The 18,602-nt window shown below is 39.8% G+C and carries 16 protein-coding genes; 14 read left to right on the forward strand and 2 right to left on the reverse strand.

From position 1 onward, the window contains the following. The first annotated feature begins 219 nt into the window (after positions 1-219). Together ACO6S2_RS07555 and ACO6S2_RS07560 are read left to right on the forward strand one after the other, a co-directional pair. Complete coding sequence (locus ACO6S2_RS07555; protein ID WP_422361888.1) at positions 220-3,381, forward strand: SusC/RagA family TonB-linked outer membrane protein; 3,162 nt, start codon at positions 220-222, stop codon at positions 3,379-3,381. A 28-nt stretch (positions 3,382-3,409) separates the two neighbouring features. Beyond that, the gene (locus ACO6S2_RS07560) at positions 3,410-4,939 is read left to right on the forward strand and encodes a SusD/RagB family nutrient-binding outer membrane lipoprotein (protein WP_422361889.1); all 1,530 of its coding nucleotides are present in this window, start codon (positions 3,410-3,412) and stop codon (positions 4,937-4,939) included. 232 nt (positions 4,940-5,171) lie between these two features. Here the strand turns inward: ACO6S2_RS07560 and ACO6S2_RS07565 are convergent, their stop codons facing one another. Next, positions 5,172-6,569 carry a hypothetical protein gene (locus ACO6S2_RS07565; protein ID WP_422361890.1) on the reverse strand — a complete coding sequence of 466 codons (1,398 nt, stop codon included), beginning with the start codon at positions 6,567-6,569 and terminating at the stop codon, positions 5,172-5,174. Positions 6,570-6,661: 92 nt separating this feature from the next. Further along, positions 6,662-6,976 carry a HesB/IscA family protein gene (locus ACO6S2_RS07570; RefSeq protein WP_422361891.1) on the reverse strand — a complete coding sequence of 105 codons (315 nt, stop codon included), beginning with the start codon at positions 6,974-6,976 and terminating at the stop codon, positions 6,662-6,664. Between the two features lie 53 nt (positions 6,977-7,029). Here ACO6S2_RS07570 and ACO6S2_RS07575 point away from each other — a divergent pair, with 53 nt between their 5' ends. From ACO6S2_RS07575 to ACO6S2_RS07630, 12 genes are all read left to right on the forward strand, one after another. Further along, complete coding sequence (locus ACO6S2_RS07575; protein WP_422361892.1) at positions 7,030-7,551, forward strand: hypothetical protein; 522 nt, start codon at positions 7,030-7,032, stop codon at positions 7,549-7,551. Positions 7,552-7,561: 10 nt separating this feature from the next. Then, entirely contained in the window at positions 7,562-7,960 is a 399-nt protein-coding gene (locus ACO6S2_RS07580; RefSeq protein ID WP_422361893.1) for a YkvA family protein, read from the forward strand. Continuing rightward, positions 7,957-8,136: a hypothetical protein gene (locus ACO6S2_RS07585; RefSeq protein ID WP_422361894.1), complete on the forward strand. Its 180-nt coding sequence runs from the start codon at positions 7,957-7,959 to the stop codon at positions 8,134-8,136. The genes ACO6S2_RS07580 and ACO6S2_RS07585 overlap by 4 nt, the downstream gene beginning before the upstream one ends. Next, positions 8,133-8,612 (forward strand): RDD family protein, encoded by a 480-nt coding sequence (locus ACO6S2_RS07590; RefSeq protein ID WP_422361895.1) that lies wholly within the window; start codon positions 8,133-8,135, stop codon positions 8,610-8,612. The genes ACO6S2_RS07585 and ACO6S2_RS07590 overlap by 4 nt, the downstream gene beginning before the upstream one ends. 232 nt (positions 8,613-8,844) lie before the next feature. Further along, a complete protein-coding gene (gene pheT / locus ACO6S2_RS07595; RefSeq protein ID WP_422361896.1) occupies positions 8,845-11,256 on the forward strand; it encodes a phenylalanine--tRNA ligase subunit beta in 2,412 nt (803 codons plus the stop codon). Between the two features lie 2 nt (positions 11,257-11,258). Beyond that, complete coding sequence (locus ACO6S2_RS07600) at positions 11,259-11,558, forward strand: hypothetical protein (protein ID WP_422361897.1); 300 nt, start codon at positions 11,259-11,261, stop codon at positions 11,556-11,558. Between the two features lie 10 nt (positions 11,559-11,568). Next, entirely contained in the window at positions 11,569-11,853 is a 285-nt protein-coding gene (locus tag ACO6S2_RS07605) for a cell division protein ZapA (RefSeq protein WP_422361898.1), read from the forward strand. 54 nt (positions 11,854-11,907) lie between these two features. Next, positions 11,908-13,473, forward strand: a complete 1,566-nt coding sequence (gene rny / locus ACO6S2_RS07610) for a ribonuclease Y (RefSeq protein WP_422361899.1) — start codon at positions 11,908-11,910, stop codon at positions 13,471-13,473. Between the two features lie 41 nt (positions 13,474-13,514). After that, positions 13,515-14,576 carry an endonuclease/exonuclease/phosphatase family protein gene (locus ACO6S2_RS07615; RefSeq protein ID WP_422361900.1) on the forward strand — a complete coding sequence of 354 codons (1,062 nt, stop codon included), beginning with the start codon at positions 13,515-13,517 and terminating at the stop codon, positions 14,574-14,576. Positions 14,577-14,792: 216 nt separating this feature from the next. Then, positions 14,793-15,188, forward strand: coding sequence for a lipocalin family protein (locus tag ACO6S2_RS07620; protein WP_422361901.1), 396 nt, complete (start codon positions 14,793-14,795; stop codon positions 15,186-15,188). A gap of 215 nt (positions 15,189-15,403) precedes the next feature. Further along, on the forward strand, positions 15,404-17,836 hold the full coding sequence (locus ACO6S2_RS07625) for a TonB-dependent receptor domain-containing protein (protein ID WP_422361902.1): 2,433 nt from the start codon (positions 15,404-15,406) through the stop codon (positions 17,834-17,836). Between the two features lie 218 nt (positions 17,837-18,054). Next, the gene (locus ACO6S2_RS07630; protein ID WP_422361903.1) at positions 18,055-18,588 is read left to right on the forward strand and encodes a DUF5946 family protein; all 534 of its coding nucleotides are present in this window, start codon (positions 18,055-18,057) and stop codon (positions 18,586-18,588) included. The last annotated feature ends 14 nt before the right edge of the window (positions 18,589-18,602 follow it).

Consider the following 18,602-nt stretch of genomic DNA (forward strand, 5'->3'; position numbering starts at 1 on the left):
TTAGACCTGATGTAATTCATAATTGCAATCAATTTGCACTTATTGGTAATTTCAAAATAAAAATTTGCAATTATATGTTATCACGAAATTATCACATTTTTTTATGTATTCGTCGGATAAATAACTTTTCAATATGTTCTTTTAATTCTTAGTAAGGGACATTCTTCTAGTCTTGTTTATAAGCGCGTTAATCATATTTTATCACTAAAAACTAAGACAATGAAAAAACTCTTACTTAGTATGATGTGTTCACTTGTGCTTCTCTATGGAGCTCAGGCACAAGAGCGCACAATTTCTGGTAAAGTATCTTCAGCTGAAGATAATTCTACTTTGCCAGGTGTAACGGTTGTTCTTAAAGGAACGACTACAGGAACTACCACCGATTTGGATGGCAACTACAAATTAGCTGTGCCAGAAACAGGCGGAACGCTGGTTTATTCTTTTGTAGGGCTAACTACCGAAGAGATTGAAATTGGAAACCGTTCTGTTATCGATTTGGTTATGCAGCCTGATGCTCAACAGCTCACGGAGGTGGTAGTAACCGCCTTGGGTATTTCTAGAGAAAAGGCTTCTCTTGGATATGCCGTTCAAGAAGTGGATGGTGAAGAGCTGGGAGAGGTACCTACAACCAATGTAGTGAACTCGCTTTCTGGTCGAATTGCTGGTGTACAGGTGAGTAACACTGGTACTTTAGGTGGATCTTCAAGAATTGTTATTAGAGGTACAAATTCTCTGATTGGAGAAAACCAGCCACTATTTGTAGTAGATGGTGTACCTATTGATAACTCAAATTTCACTACTGCTGATCAAAGAAGAGGAGCCGATGGTTTTGACTATGGTAATGCTGCTCAGGATATCAATCCAGATGACATCGAAAGCATGTCGGTATTGAAGGGTGCTGCGGCTGCAGCTCTTTATGGTGCCAGAGCTGCAAATGGAGTAGTAATGATTACTACTAAGAAAGGTCAGAAAGGAAGAGTTGCTGTTTCAGTTTCTTCAGGAGTGACATTTGACAAGGTGTTCAAACTACCAGACTACCAAAATGAGTACGGTGGTGGAGGCGGAGGAGCCTTTGCAGGTCAAGATGCCAACAATGACAATGTGCCTGCCTATGCTGTTGATGAAAGCTGGGGCCCTAGGTTAGATGTTGGTTTATTTGCTCGTCAGTGGTATAGTTTTGATGAAGGTAAACCATTCTACAACCAGGCTACTCCTTGGGTTTCTAATCCAAACAACGTAGAAGATTTCTTTGAAACTGGAATTACGTTGAGTAACTCAGTTTCGATTTCCGGAGGTTCGGATCAAGGTACTTTTAGAGTTGGATATTCAAACATTAACCAAACTGGTATCATGCCAAATAGTGAGTTAGAAAGACACACGGTTAGTTTTGCTATGACTCAAAAGGTTATGGAGAAATTGGAGGTTTCAACTAGCGGTAGTGTGATTAGAACTGACGCATTGGGTCGTTCTGGTACTGGCTATGCCGGTGAGAATGTGATGCAGCAGTTTAATCAGTTCGGACAAAGACAAGTAGACATGTCCTTGATGAGAGATTACAAAAATGTTGATGGGTCTCAGAGAACCTGGAACAGAAGAAGTTATTCTGATCCTTCTCCTCAGTATTCCAACAATCCTTATTGGGTAAGATATGAAAACTATCAGGATGATGATAGAACTCGCTTCTATGGAAATATTGGATTGAAATATAGTTTCTCAGACGAGTTGTCTGTAAGCGTGAAAGCAATGAGTGACTTCTATATAGATAGTAGAAGAGAAAGATTTGCTGTTGGTTCTCAGGAGATTTCAAAATACTCGGAAGATGTGCGTTTTGTCAACGAGAACAACTATGAGGTGATGGTGAACTATAATAAGCAGTTCAACGATTTCTCCCTTTCTGCTTTTGTAGGTGGTAATATTAGAAAGAACACTTATAGAAGAAATAAAGGAGAAACTCAGGATGGTTTGGCTATACCAAACTTATATTCTTTGTCTAACTCTGTAGGTTCTGTATTTGTGACTGATGATGGTACTAAACAACAAGTAAATAGTTTCTTTGGTAGTGCTTCGGTAGGATATAAAGGAATGGTGTACTTGGATGCTACCCTTCGTGGAGATGAATCTTCTACTTTACCAACAAGCGAGAATCTTTATTTCTACCCTTCAGTAACAGGGTCATTTGTGTTATCTGAGCTTTCTGGTTTAAATTCTTCAGGTGTTCTCTCATTCGCGAAGGTAAGAGCAGGATGGGCTCAGGTAGGTAATGACACAAATCCTTACAACGTATATACTACTTATGCTTCGAACCCTCAGGGAGGATTCGGTAACGCTCCTGTATATACTACACCAAATACATTGAACAATGCTACATTGAAGCCTGAGATTTCTAATTCTCTAGAATTTGGTGTTGAAACTAAATTCTTTGATAATAGATTGTATGTAGACGCTGCTTTCTATAGCAACGAGACTAAAAACCAAATTATTCCTGTTCAAGTATCATCTACTACAGGGTTTGGCTTTCAGTACATCAACTCTGGTTTGATTACCAATAAAGGAATCGAAATCATGTTAGGAGGTACTCCAATAAAAACAGCTTCTGGCTTCACTTGGGATATTGGAGTTAATTTCTCTCGAAACAGAAATGAGTTGGTTGACCTATACACAGATCCAAATGGAAATGAGTTAACTACTTACAACGTCACAGGACTTTTCAACATCAACTTTACCCATGTAGTAGGCGAGACCTATGGACAGCTTTACGGTTATGGATATGACAGAAATGATGAAGGTCAGAAAATCGTAAACGCTAACGGAACGTACAAGGCTACTGATGAATTAGTACCATTAGGTTCTTCTATGGCTGATTGGACTGGAGGTTTGACTTCTACAATGAGCTACAAGGGAATTTCTCTAAGAGCTTTGCTTACCACAAGTCAAGGAGGAGAAATTTTCTCTCAAACCGCCATGTGGGGTAACTACTCTGGAATTATGGCTGAGACTGTTGCTAATAATATTAGAGAAGATGGAATCGTAGTGGATGGAGTATATGCTGATGGTTCAGTAAATACAACAAACATTGATGCTAACACACACTTCTTTTATAATGGTGGATATAGTATTCAGGAGGCAAATATCTATGATGCGTCTTTCATTAAGTTGAAGGAAGTAGCGCTTTCATACTCTTTGCCTAAGGCTTGGTTAGAAAACATTTTCATTAACAATGTGACAGTTTCTGCGATAGGTAGAAATTTAGCCTTGTTGCAGAGCAATGTGCCGCACATCGATCCTGAATTGACACAAAGTGCAAACAACGTTCAGGGTATTGAAGGTGCTCAGGTACCAGGATCAAGATCTATTGGTTTTGATGTTAAGATCAATTTCTAATAGCATTTTTAATTCTAAATTTTAAAAGATGAAAAATATAAAAATATATAAACCTATAGCCCTTTTAATGGTGGCTATACTCATCTACGGATGTGAAGGGTTTGATGAACTAAATGTAGATCCGGATCAGCCAGTAGCTGTTCCTGCGGACTACTTGTTAACCTCAGCACAAAAAGGATTGGCTGATGATTTTGGAGATGAGTGGGCAAGTGCTCATTTCTCATTGCTCTATTCGCAATACTGGGCTCAAAATGCATATCCTACAGAAAGTAGATATCAATTAAGACCAGGTGTAAATAACACCTATTGGACATTGTACTATGCAGGATCTAACTCCTCTACACAAGCTAGAGGTGGGATAATGGATTTGCAGAATAGTATCAATTTGGCTAGCGAAATTGAGACGGATGTGGCAAATAACCAGGTGCAGGTTGCCAGAATTATGAAAGCGTGGGCTTTCCATAATCTGGTGGATATCTATGGTGATGTACCATACAGCCAGGCATTGTCAGGTGCGGATGTTGCAACTCCAGTTTATGACGACCAGAGAGAAATCTATATTGATATTCTTAATGAATTGAAGGAAGCTAGTGAAGCAATAGTATCTGGCGTTTCTATTTCAGGGGATTTGATATACAATGGTGATGTTGATCAGTGGGTGAAGTTTGCTAATTCCCTTCGTTTGAGAGTGGCTATGAGAGCTTCGGATGTCGCTGATATGCAGACTTTAGTGCAGTCTTCTATCACAGAGGCTATTGCAGGAGGGTTGATTGCAAGTAATGCTGATGATGCATTATTGTCGTATCAAACTTCAGCACCAAACAATAACCCTTTGAATGAGGATAGAAAAACTCGTGAAGATTATGCTGTAAGTACAACTTTGATCGATTTAATGAATAGCATGAGTGATCCTAGAATTGGTATGTATGCTGATGAAGTAACTAATGCTCCTGGTACTTATACTGGTATGATATATGGATTGGAGGATAATGTTGCTAATAATACGCCCGTTCAAGATGTGTCACAGCCTAGCGGTGCTTCAGATATAGCCGCTGGTAATGGTGTGTATGCGGCAACCTTCCCATATATTTTTATGGCCTATTCAGAAGTAGAGTTTCTTCTTGCAGAGGCAGCTCAGAGAAACTATACAACTGGAACGCCAGCTACTCATTATAATAGTGCCATTCAGGCTTCTATGGACTTCTGGGGTGTAGACGCTACTAGTGCAGCATCTTATATTTCAGCGAATCCTTATGATGCAGCTGATTTTAGAACCTCTATTGGTGTTCAGAAATGGTTGGCTATGTATATGCAAGGTCATCAGTCTTGGGCTGAATGGAGAAGGTTGGATTTTGGAGTGTTGACGATGCCTGCTGATGGTATTTTGGTGCAAGGCCTGACTACAATCCCAACCAGAAGACCATATCCAACAGATGAGCAAACCTTGAATGGTGCAAACTATTCTGCGGCAGTAGCCAGCATTGGTGGTTCTGATGATATGAGTACTAGATTGTTCTGGGATGTTTCAGACAATACTGTGCTTCCATCTCCATATTAATTAGATATAAATTGCCTAGAAATAGGAAACCTATGAAAAACTGAAGGAGTAATCCTTCGGTTTTTTTTGTTTTCTCTAACTGTGAAATTGGTTGAAATATAAAAAAGGTGTAATTGAATGGTGTGTGCTGCTTCGGGGCGGAGTGAAATTAATATATGCTATCATTGAGACGCTGGATTTCCAGTCTACCACTTCTGCAACAATATCACCAATGTAGCCGATATGTATTTCTCTAATCGTTGAATAAATAAGGGAATTGTTGTGTGTCTGTACTCGACTTTGCCCTTAGATTGTTTAAACCGTCAAGGTCTGAGGTTTTGGCTTTCTTTAAATATTGAAGGGATTTGTTTCGGTTATTCACCTTGGCATATAATACGGACTGGGACCACAATAGACTGACGGCTTCTGGATAAAGCATAAGTTGTATTTCTCCAACTAATAATTGGTGGTTCAGATTGTTTGCTGCGTCATTCCTTAAGATTACACCAAAAACTTGTCCTCGGATAACATCCAAGGTTCGAGCTGCTGCATCTGCCTTTTCTCCTTCTTTTTTAGATGCCTTTTGCAGGCTTTTTATTCTAGCCTGCCACCAGCTAAAAGAGTACGCTGTGGAGTCCAAAGGGATGTTTTCATTGTAAGCGCAAATTTTCAGTTGTTGCAATGCCTTAGAAATTTCCTCGTAGCTTTCAACTTCCTTTCTGTTTGATTTTTTTGACCGACTCAAGATTTTGGTCAAATCTTTATTGGCCAGGTAAGTTTGAATTCTCTTGTCCAAGTTGTGATTTTCAATTGGCAAGATACTTTTGTCAATGGCTTCAAGATAAGTGTACTTTTCTGAAGGAGCAAGATCTTGTCTACTGTCGAGTTTTGTTAATTCTAAGTTTATATATTTATCAACTTCACCTGGAGAAACTTCATCCAACCGATGTTGAATTTGAAGCCAACTCATCGCGGATTCAAATAAAGAAGTTGGGGGCCATTGATGGGGTCCTACATAAGTAAGAAGAACGTTCTTTATTTTATGTTCATCCAGCAGGTCTTTAAATTCAAGGTGCTCAATGTAGTTCATGTCCCTGGTACCTACGATTCCAAAATATAAATAATTGCCCCTTATTTCATCCTTTGGGTCCAAGCGAGGGCCGGCAACAGCTATTACGCCTGTAATGGACGGGTTGTCATTAGCCAGTAGTTGTGCAAATCGACCGCCTCCAGAAAAGCCGGATACATAGATCTGATTTGGATTTATATTAAGTCTCCGTTCTGTGTCTTCGGTCATGGCTTCGAAGGCTATTTGCCCTTCAATAATGGGACCATTTTTCGAGTTGTTTGATCCAATTAGAATGAACCCATTTTGTTCAGCAACCTTCGCGTATTTACTTATTGGCAATTTGCCTCTAGCCATGGGTTCAAAAAAGTATATGACGGGCCATTCTTTTTCTTCATGATAGTAGGAAGGGATATATGCCGCATAGGATTGGTTGGGTGAATCAATACATTGAACGACTTCAATGACTTTTCCATTGGGTATTTCTAGCTTGTACTGCGCATATACATTCGACTTTATTACAAATAGAAAAACTACTATGGGTAGGAAGCTAAAGATGGGTGATGTTAGGATTGTATTTTTCATACATCCTTAACAGAGCTTAAGAACTTTTCTCTTAGATAAAAGTTGTGATATCTGTAAAAATGAGAGTAGGCGACAATTGGTTGCGATAGATACTAGCTCTCTTCTTTATTAAAACAAAAACCCCTCTCTTCCGAGTCTTCAATAAAATCAACTTCTAGCCCCATCAAATACATGACATGTTTTTTTTCTATAACGATAGGTACTTCGTGATGTGAATAAGAGATGTCTGAGTCCTTTAGTTGGTCAAACCCCAGCATATAACCCATTGCGCCACAGCCGCCTCCTTTAATGCCAATTCTCAAAGCATATCCTTCTGGAATACCCTTGTTGCTCATGATGTTTTTCACTTCTTCTACAGCTTTTGGGGTAATTGTAACTGGTTCCAAACTCATTTTTCTCACTTCCATTTTTCTATAGCAAAAATACTTATTTTTGGATTACACAATCTAAAATTTGAGTATTGGAGGCACTAACAGAATTCGGAAAAATCATTCTACCAGCAGGAGCAGTTTTATACGCCATGTTCCTAACGACTCGCATGTTTTTGAATAAGGAATATGAGAAAAGACTAATAGATATTAAGATCAAAAACAACGAAACAGTATTGCCAGTTCGTTTGCAAGCCTACGAAAGAATTTGCTTGTTTCTCGAACGCATTGCACCAAAGAATTTGATAGTCAGATTGAATGTAGGTGAAATGACAGCGGGGGAATTTCAACAGGTACTCTTGCATGAAATTAGAGAAGAATTCGGTCACAACTTGTCACAACAGGTGTACATGTCCGAGGAGTCCTGGAATATGGTGAAGAATGCCATGGAAGAAATAATCATGCTGGTGAATGAGGCTTCGGGTGAGCTGGAGGAAGAAGCAAAAAGTATTGACCTGTCTCGAAAAGTTTTTGAGAAAGTGATAGAAAGGCAAGAGTTAGGCACAGATGTGGCTTTGTCTTACGTTAAGAATGAGATTCAGCAGGTATTTTAAATAGAGATTTATGAGTAAGAAAGAAAATTTCAAAAAGTATCAAAAGAAGGCAGAAGAGGTTTTAAAAGATAACAAACGAGTGCAAAATTTGTTAGGTTCTACCCGCGAAAAATTGACCGAAGTGCTGGAAAACAATGATCGCTTGAAGGAATTTTCTGAAAAGATCTATGTGATGATTCGCATGGTTAAAGCACAGATTTCGGGAGAATATCGCGAATTTCCATGGCGAACGTTGGCCATGATTGTTGGAGCTTTGATCTATTTTGTCACCCCATTGGATCTGATTCCTGATGTTATTCCGGTTTTAGGGCTTACTGACGATATCTCCATTGTTTATTGGATTTATAAAAGTGTGCAGGAAGATATCGAAAGATTCGAAGAGTGGGAACGAACTATCGAACTCTCATGAATATCAAAAAGCTCAATCGCTATGGAATACTGGGAGGTTTTCTCCTGATTTTTTTAGCTTCTCTTCATTTTTATCGTTCCTATCAAGCGGGTTCACCACGCTGGTTTTATCTTGTTATGGCTTGTGGCATGGGGATTATACTTTTCAATACTTTATTTGGTAAACGTCAAAAGTGAAAGTCCTATTCCTTCTTCAATATAATGTTTTAAGTAAAGCTTATTTAAGTTTTATTGAATCGAGCATTCCATTAACCAATAGGCTTAAAAGTATGATGTTTGATTTTGCCTTATCGGGAGTTCCAATCGCTCTACTTATTCCGTTAGTTGCAATTGAAAAGTTTACATTCAATACGGACTACGTTGCAAATTTCTTGATTCCGGTTTGCTTCGTTTTTGTGATGATCATAAAGGATCGTGACGGCGGGAGAAGTATTGGAAAGCGGTTGACTGGTTTTGTGATTGTTGATTCCAAATCAAATGATCCAGCAAGTAAAGTTCAGTGCATAGTTAGAAATTTGACCTTTCCACTTTGGCCAATAGAAGCGTTATTACTACTGGGAACTCCTGAGTCTAGATTAGGTGATTTTGTTGCGGGTACGAAAGTTGTCAGCTGCGAGCCAGGCGACCCAAAAGAGATGGGGAATCAGAATTAGAATGATATACCTCTCTTTTAGGTGTAGTCACTTTCGAGCGCTGTAACTTAAGCATATTGCCAAATTAATACCTAAAGCCAAACACCTAACACCCAAAATGCATGTCTTAATACACAATACTCACGACTGACTATTAGTCCACTCAAATATTAACTGCCCAAGTGCACAGCATAGTCATCTAATTTTATAATTTTACGGCTTGTTTTATCAAGAGTAAAAAGCAGGTAGTTTAATGAAGGTTTCTCTGAATTGGTTGAAGGATTTTATTGAGTTGAAAGAAGGCTCAAATGTCATCTCAGAAATATTAACAGACACGGGGTTAGAAGTAGAAGGCTTAGAGAAATTCGAAGAAATCGAAGGCGGGCTCGAAGGGTTGGTGATAGGAGAAGTGCTAACCTGCGAAAAACATCCTGATGCTGATAAATTGAGCCTGACGACTGTCGACATAGGAGCAGATGAACCTTCACCTATCGTGTGTGGTGCCCCAAATGTGGCCAAAGGTCAGAAAGTAGTGGTAGCTACCGTAGGTGCTACCTTGTACCCGGAAGGGGGTGAATCATTCAAAATCAAAAAAGCTAAAATCAGAGGACAGGTATCCCTTGGTATGATCTGTGCCGAAGATGAAATTGGTTTAGGTCAATCACATGATGGTATCATGGTGTTGGATACTGATTTGCCGAATGGCACACCAGCTAGAGATTACTTCAAGCCAGAAACTGATACAGTGATAGAAATTGGCTTGACACCCAATCGTGCAGATGGTGCTTCACACTACGGTGTAGCCCGTGATCTCAAGGCAGCCTTCAGAAGACCAACTACATTTCCGGATTTGAGCTCATTTAAAGTTGATAATCAGTCAAATCCAGTAGAAGTAGTTGTAGAAAATTTCGATGCGTGTCCAAGGTTCTCTGGGTTGACCATTTCCAACCTGACAATTAAAGAATCTCCAAAGTGGTTGAAAAACCGATTGAAAAGTATTGGTCTGGCTCCAATCAATAATGTGGTGGACATTACTAACTATGTACTGCATGGACTAGGACAGCCCTTGCATGCTTACGACATGGCTGAGGTGAAGGGTAAAATTGTTGTGAAGACATTGCCGAACGGCACGAAGTTTACAACCCTAGACGAGAAAGAAAGAGAACTCACCGACAAGGACCTTATGGTCTGCAATGCTGAAGATGGCATGTGTATCGGCGGTGTATTTGGAGGGATCAACTCTGGAGTGAAAGATAGTACAAAGGCTATTTTCTTAGAAGCTGCTTACTTCTCGGCAGATTGGGCTAGAAATACGGCAACAAGACATAGCATTAAAACGGATGCTTCTTTCAGATTTGAAAGAGGCACAGATCCGAATATGACCGTGCATGCGCTTAAGTATGCTGCTATTTTAATAAAGGAATTAGCGGATGGTGAGATTAGTTCTGATCTAATTGACATCTACCCGGAACCTATCGCCGATTTCGAAATAGATGTAAAATACAAAAACATAGATCGATTGATTGGCAAACAAGTGCCACATGATCGGATCAAAGAAATTTTGGAAGATTTGGATATAGCTGTATCCAATGAATCGGAAGAAGGGTTTAAAACCACCGTTCCTCCATATCGTGTAGATGTGACCCGTGAAGCAGATGTGATTGAAGAAATTCTCCGTATTTATGGTTACAACAATGTTGAGCTGGAGGAGAACTACGGGGCTGATTATCTGGCGGCCTTCCCTACACCTGATAAAGATAAGATTCAATCAAAGACCACGGATTTTTTAGCTGCTCAGGGGTTCAATGAAATCATTAGTAATTCATTAACAAACCCTGACTATGTGACCAAAACTGGTCTTTGGGATGAAAAGTTGAACGTAGAGGTACTCAACAAGCTGAGTGAAGAGCTCGGTGTGATGAGACAAACTATGGTCTTCTCAGGACTCGAGTCTTTGAAGTACAATATCAACAGGAAGCAGACTAACTTGAAATTCTTTGAGTTTGGTAGGGTTTACACTTCAGAAGAAGGTCAATATAAGGAGCACGAACAGTTAGCTGTGTTTTTGACTGGAGAGCAAATGGATGAAAGTTGGAATGTGGATAAAAAGTCAACTGATTTTTACAATATATCATCTACAGTTCATAAAATTTTAGATAAATTTAGCATTGTTGAATTCGATTCCGTACCGACGAACAATCCTGTTTTCGATTATGGTTTAGATATCTCCAAGGATGGCCAGTTGTTGGTGTCCATTGGAAAGGTGAACAGGAAGGTTCAGAAAATAGCTGAAGTAACCCAAGATGTATTCTATGCTGAGTTCAATTGGGCCAAAATGTTAAAAAAGTATGGTAAAAAGATACTGTACAAGCCAGTACCGAAATTCCCGGAAGTAAGAAGAGACTTGTCTTTAGTGATTGATGAGCAAGTGAACTTCCAACAAATAATGGAATTGGCAAAAAAAGAATCTAGAAAGTTGGTCAAAAGAATTAACGTCTTCAGTGTCTATCAAGGGGAGAGCATTGGTGAAGGGAAGAAGTCTTACGCATTGAGTTTTATCTTGCAGGATGAGAATAAAACGCTCAACGATAAGGCGATAGACAAAACAATGAAAGGCCTAATCGCCTGTTTTGAAAGAGACCTAAACGCAATAATTAGAAAGTAATAATGTCAGACAATCCTCTACGCTCAGAACTCAGCCACCTGGAACGAAAATTAGTTTTGTTGATCAGTGATCATCAAAAAATGAAGGAGGAGATCAGAGTCCTGAAAAAAGAGAACGGTGATTTGCGAGAGCAACTCGACCAAAAGGGCGAGGAAATATCCAGCTTTCAAAATCAAGATAAAATTAGTAAAATTGTGAATGGCATGGTTGTGAACAGTACCCATAGTGCTGCAGATTTGAGTGACATGCTGAATGAATATATAATTGAAGTTGATAAATGTATCGCTCAATTGAGCGAATAGAATAGTCTCAATGACAGAGTTATCAATAAAAATAAAAATAGGCAACAGAGAATACCCCATGAAGGTAGCAGCTAGTGAAGAAGCAACTATTCGTGAAGCGGGTAAGAAAATAAATGAAAGACTTAAGTCTTTTCAAGATCAATTTGGTATTGATGATAAACAGGATCTATTGGCGATGGTGGCCATTGATAGCTTCGTAGAGAAGCTTAGAGCTACTGAGCTGCGACAAACCACGGACGAGGTGGCGATGGATCAAATTTCTAAATTAAACCGATTAGTCTCTGCTGAATTATAATATTCATTTCTGCTAAGCATTCTTTGCACCCGTGCCATGATAAATATATATATCATGGACAACACACTACTTATCATATTATCGACCCTGGGCGGATTGGCTGTGGGTTTTGGCATTAGCAAATTTTTGGCCAAAAGAGCTGAGGGCAAACGTCTTTCTGAAGCTAAAGGGCAAGCTGAAATGATCATCAAAGAGGCAACTATCAATGCCGAAAATGTCAAAAAAGAAAAAGCCATTGAGGCCAAAGAGCACTTCTTGAAGAAAAAATCTGAGTTTGAGGAAGAAGCCAATCGCAAGAAAAATCAGATCATTGCCAACGAAAATAAAGTCAAGCAAAGGGAAAGTCATGTATCTAAGCAGATAGAACAAAACAAGCGTACTGAAGCAGAACTTGAAAGTCAGAAGGAGAATCTCGATGCGCAGATGGAAATAGTAAAGCGCAGAAAAGAGGAGCTAGAAAAAACGAAGCAAGAACAAACTTCCATACTCGAAAAGATATCAAACCTATCCGCCACAGAGGCTATTGATCAGCTGAAAGAAACACTAAAGGATGAAGCAAGAACCAAAGCTTCTTCACACATCAAAGACATTATAGAAGAAGCAAAATTAACAGCTACGAAAGAAGCTAAGAAAATTGTAATTCAAACCATCCAACGTACGGCTACAGAACATGCTATCGAAAACTGTGTTTCCATTTTCAATATCGAAAGTGATGATATAAAAGGTAAGATCATTGGTAGAGAAGGACGAAACATTAGAGCACTGGAGGCTGCCACGGGCGTAGAGATTATTGTTGATGATACACCGGAGGCTATTATCATTTCAGGTTTTGATCCGGTAAGAAGAGAGATCGCACGATTGTCTTTGCATAGATTGGTCACTGATGGAAGAATCCATCCGGCTCGAATTGAAGAGATCGTATCTAAAACCACCAAAAATATAGAAGAAGAAATTGTAGAGATTGGAGAAAGAACGGTTATTGATTTGGGAATTCATGGGTTGCATCCTGAATTGATCAAGATGGTCGGGCGTATGAGATTTAGATCTTCTTATGGTCAGAATTTGCTACAGCATTCCAGAGAAGTAGCCAAGCTGTGTGCTACACTGGCTTCAGAGCTGGGGCTCAATGCAAAGCAGGCAAAAAGAGCTGGACTCCTTCATGATATTGGGAAAGTATGGCCGGAAGAAGCAGAACAGCCACATGCCATTGTAGGAATGGAATTGGCTAAGAAATACAAAGAGCACCCTGACGTGTGCAACGCCATTGGTGCTCACCATGATGAGATTGAGATGACTACTTTGATTTCACCAATCATTCAGACCTGTGATGCTATTTCTGGCTCTCGTCCTGGTGCGAGAAGAGAGATTATGGAGTCTTATATTAAGCGCCTCAAGGATCTGGAAGCTCTTGCTCTAGGGTTTGATGGTGTCCATAAATGCTACGCAATACAGGCCGGTAGAGAACTACGTGTGTTAGTAGATGCTGAGAAGGTGACGGATAAATCAGCTGGCGATTTGTCTTTTGAGATTTCTTCAAAAATTGAAAACGACATGCAATATCCTGGGCAAATAAAAGTCACAGTGATCAGAGAAATGCGATCGATTAGCTACGCTAAATAACGGCTCCTTGATAATAAAGTCAGTGGGATGTAAATGATGGTATGGCAAGCGTATACTTCTATATAGCATCAATTATCATTCTAGTCAGTTTGCTGCCTTATGTGAGGTCACAACACTGGGTGTTTCGAGTCTTCGAATTTGCTCGGTTGCAGCTGACAGTATTACAAGTGCTAGCCGTTCTACTGGGACTGATTTTGCAGAAAGATTATCCATCGCACCTCATTGTGCAGGGCATTCTTGGTATACTGGTATTGGTGAACACTCTAAAGCTTATAAAGTATTCTCCTTGGTATCCAACAACGAAGATTACACTGAAGAATCCTTCTGAAGAAATTGCTGTATTATCTGTCAATGTGTATCAGTACAACACCGACTATTCCAAGTTTATCGATTTGGTAAAAGAGACTCAGCCAGACATTATTTTGACCATGGAGTCAAACCGTGATTGGGAGGAAGCCATGTCCGCATTGACTGATGATTACCCAAATTATCATTTTGAAAGCCTGGAGAATACTTATGGGATGCATTTTTTTACCAAACTTGAAATGCATGATGTATGTACCCATTTTTTTATTGCTGACGATGTTCCAAGTATGGAGATTGAGCTGTCTACTCCCGACGGCATCCAGTTCAAAATGTTTGGGGTTCACCCACCGCCACCTAGTCCTAGCGAAGAAGAAACTTCCAAAGAACGCGATGGAGAACTGCTCTGTGTGGCAAGAAAAATAAGTGAGACCAATCGAGCAGTGATTGTCGTGGGAGACTTTAATAGCGTGGCATGGTCGCGCCCTTCTTATTTGTTTAGAAAGACTTCAGGTCTTCTTGATGCAAGAATAGGTAGGGGCTTTATTTCCACCTTTCATGCTAATTTTTGGTGGTTTCGTTTTCCTATTGATTTGTTTTTTCATTCTAGTTCTGTAGAAGTAAATGAATTAAAGACATTATCACCTATTGGTTCGGACCACCTGCCACTTTATTGCCAGTTTAAAGTAGGCAATGACGATGTAGAAAATCGAGACCCTCAATTGACAAAGCAAGAAAAGGAGGAAGTACAGGAAATGATCATTGACGGTAAGACTGAAACTGGTAATAGAGAAAGGTAATTAGAAATTGTTCATGATTATTTCCTATCTTGATTGAAATGATCAAGTTTTAAACTATCTCCCTTTCTATTTATCAATAATATACTCATGAAGTGGTGGTATTCATTGAGCGGGTTGTTTGAACATAGTCTGAGTTGAAAAGTAGTCTTCCGGACACTTGTAGTTGTGCATGGTCAAGGTAGGCAATGTGCCTCACCTTTAAACCTTAAAATTTAAATGCATCAATTTTCAAATCAGTTCGCGTGGTTATGTTTTATTGTTCTATTTTCTCTTTCAAGTTGTAAAGATGATTCTCCAGAAATCTTAGGAACATGGGATTGCAACAGAGGATACACAGAAGAGTGTGGCGAACGCTCGGATAGCTTTGATACAGACTGTGATGGCTTTCAAGTGACTTTTCTTGATGATGGAACATACACCACTCGATTTCAAGTGGATGATAATGTATACGAAGATGATGGTACGTATTTGATAACGGGTGAATTCCTAATCTTAAATATTGAAACCGGAAACGAGGCAGCGGATAGATTCACACTGACCTCTAGTGAATTGCAAATTATTCATGAACAAGGCGAAGGCTGCCAACTGATTTGGGTATATGATAGGCAGTAATTTGCTCTGATAAAAGAAATAGTTATTCAAAAGGCCAACAGCAATTTTGCTGTTGGCCTTTTTTATTGTCATAGTTTGTCACAATAAGTCACAGCTCCAATCTTTTAGTGAAATAGGTCGTAACCTAGCGTACCAAAACATCAATACCATTCATCAAACGGATGAAAATCGCTTACCCAGAATTTGAAATATTCTGAAAACTCAAATCAAAGCCAATGTCTAGAATTATCAATTTTACTCTACTGACTGTATGTCTGAATGTTTTATCAATCACTACACTCATTGCACAGGTATCCTTATCTGGGGTGGTGAAAGATGCTAATGCAGGTGTCTCCTTCGCTAATGTATTATTGCTAAATCCACAGGACTCTTCTCTGGTGAAAGGAGCGGTCTCCGATGCTGAAGGTGCTTTCAAATTGGATGCAAATTCTGGAGCTTACTTGTTTAGAATTTCTTCGATTGGGTATAAAGACCATTTTTCAACTATTCAAGTTAAAGATGAGAATCATGACTTAGGAATCATACTTTTAACAGAGGATGCCGAACAACTAGAAGAGGTAGTTGTAGTTGCTGACAAGCCCATTTTCGAGCAGCGCATTGACCGGACGGTCATCAATGTGCAAAGCAGCATCACGGCCAGTGCAGGATCTGCTCTGGATATATTGGAAAAGTCTCCTGGCGTTACCGTCGATCGATCCAACTATAGTTTGGCCCTTGCTGGTAAATCGGGTGTTCGTGTAATGATCAATGGAAAAATCAGCCGTATGCCATTGTCAGCCGCAGTACAGATGCTGGAAGGAATGAATGCAGACAATGTAGAAAGTGTGGAGTTGATCACAACGCCGCCGGCCAAGTACGAAGCAGAGGGTGACGCCGGTCTGATCAACATTGTCCTGAAGCAAACCTCTGACGTAGGAACCAACGGTTCGTTCTCGTTATTTACGGGATACGGCGGAGGAGAAAAAGTAGGAGGTAGCCTCAATTTCAACCACCGAAAGAAGGGTTGGAATATCTTCGGAAACTATTCTTATCGGCTAGATCATACGGATCAACTCAATGGCAATGATAAGATTATCCTCACTGACGCAGGAGATGAAAACAGAACCAGTACGGTCAGTCACCGCGATCCGATTACCTATTCTCACAATGCACAATTGGGCTTCGACTATCAGCTGACCAAAAATACTTTAGTAGGTGCGGGGGTCACTTTCTTTGATAGAGATTGGAATATGGACGCGGTCAATTCGGTGGATTTTATGGTTAATGAAAACCCATCCTATTTGCTAACGATGCTTAATCATGAAGTGAACAAAAGCACTTATTTTGTTTACAATGCCAACGCTGAACATAAGCTTGGCGAGCGGCATACCCTTAGCGCTGAGGTAGATTATATCACTTTTGACTCATCTAATCCTACAGACTATCAACAAAACTTTCAGGACCTGGATGGCTCCAATGGTACCAGCAACCTTCCAGACATTCGCTCAAGTAAGGAGACGCCGCTGCGTACACTGGTACCTAGAGTAGATTACACTTTTCAGATCAACGAAAACACAAAACTGGAAGCAGGAGTGAAGGGTGCATTCAATTCCCTGGACAACTCTGTGCAAGTGATCTATGTGGAAAATGGAGCCACTACGATTGATCCGGATTTGACTCGAGAAGTAGACATGACAGAAGATATTCTTGCTGCCTACAGCTCGATCAGTTTTAAGGCCACTGAAAAGTTGGGTATCAATTTGGGGCTTCGTTATGAACATACCACTACGGATTTGGACAGTCGCACCGAACAAAATGTAGTCAATCGAGAATATGGCCAGTGGTTTCCAAGTGTGTTCATCAACAAGACCATCAATGACAACCACAGTTGGGTATTGTCCTATAGCCGGAGAGTGACCCGTCCAACATTCAATGAAATAGCCCCTTTTGTAATTTTCATGGATCCTACTACCTTTTGGACAGGCAACGAAGCTTTACTTCCCGCTATCACAAACAATTTTAAGGCAGAGTATCGCTGGAAATCTACTTTGATCAGCGCACAGTACAGTCGCGATGAAGATGCAATTGTAGGCTTTCAACCAAGACTGGCAGACAATGGACGCACCCAACTCGTATCTGCCGAAAATATGAACTACAGAGACAATTACAGCGGAAGCATTACGGTGCCCATCACAGTCACGGACTGGTGGGAGATGCAATACACCGTGACAGGAATCTATAGTATTTCTGAAACCGATCAACTCGACACACCCGTTCGCGTGTCCGCATTCAATGCCCGATTCAATGGCAGCAATACCTTCACACTCCCAAAGAATTTTACCTTCGAAGTGTCGGCCTTTATGGGTACGCCATCCTATTTTGGGATTTCAAAGTTTCAGTCTTACGCTATTGTGAATTTTGGATTGGAGAAAAAACTAAAGGACGACCAGGGATCATTCAAGTTGTCATTGACAGATGCATTCAGTGGTCGGGATTTCAAAGGAGAGACACTCGTGCCTGAAGAAAATCTCAACCTCAGAAGAAGGTTTAGATTCGAAAACCAGGTCTTCAATTTAACCTATACGCGCTCATTTGGCAACAACAAACTCAAAAAGCGACGCAACAAAGCTGCCGCTTCACAGGAAGAGCAACGTCGAATTCAAAATTAATTTCTCCAATGAGTAGGGTATTCGTCTGACTATTCTTTATATCCATGAAACATGAGATTTTCAAGCAGCATTAGAGATATTTAAGAATAGATTTTTAGGTTAGGTAACAGACAGCTCCGGACGAACGTTTGGAGCTGTTGTTTTTTATAAACATTTACAAGCGTTTTTAAAAAATGGAATGCACTATATTCGGTTCTTAGCAACAAGCAAAAAAGACAATGCAGGATTATATTGATTTAGCTGAAAAGAATAGTGTTACACTTTTAGATAGAGGGCAATGTCAATTTTGTGGAGCAAAGACAAAGAGAGGAATTCACGAATGCTTAGAAATTTTCAATCTTGGATTTCAAGAAATTAACCTTTCAAATATTGAAAATCATATATATAGATTTTTAATTGTGGACGCACACACTTTACAACACCCCGAAATCCACGGCAGATGGAACAACCACTTTCATCTGTCAAGACTTCATTTGATATTTGAATATGGGATTAAATGGACTTATGAATTATCACCGAAATTCAGTGATTACCTGAACAAATACAAGGTCCAGAAGCGGGACGAATATCTGACCCCGCCTGAACTTCTTAAAAGAGGGAATATCACGACAACAGATATTAAAGAAAAGTCAACTAACGAAAGGGAGTGCAAAGAATTAATAAAAGAATGGGCATTAGAAGTTTATGAGAAATGGAGTGTCCACCACGATATTGTAGATAATATTGCGAAAGGATTTTTAGAGAGAAGTTAAAAAGCCAGTTACTA

This window comes from Reichenbachiella sp. (assembly GCF_965233835.1).
Lineage (GTDB): Bacteria > Bacteroidota > Bacteroidia > Cytophagales > Cyclobacteriaceae > Reichenbachiella.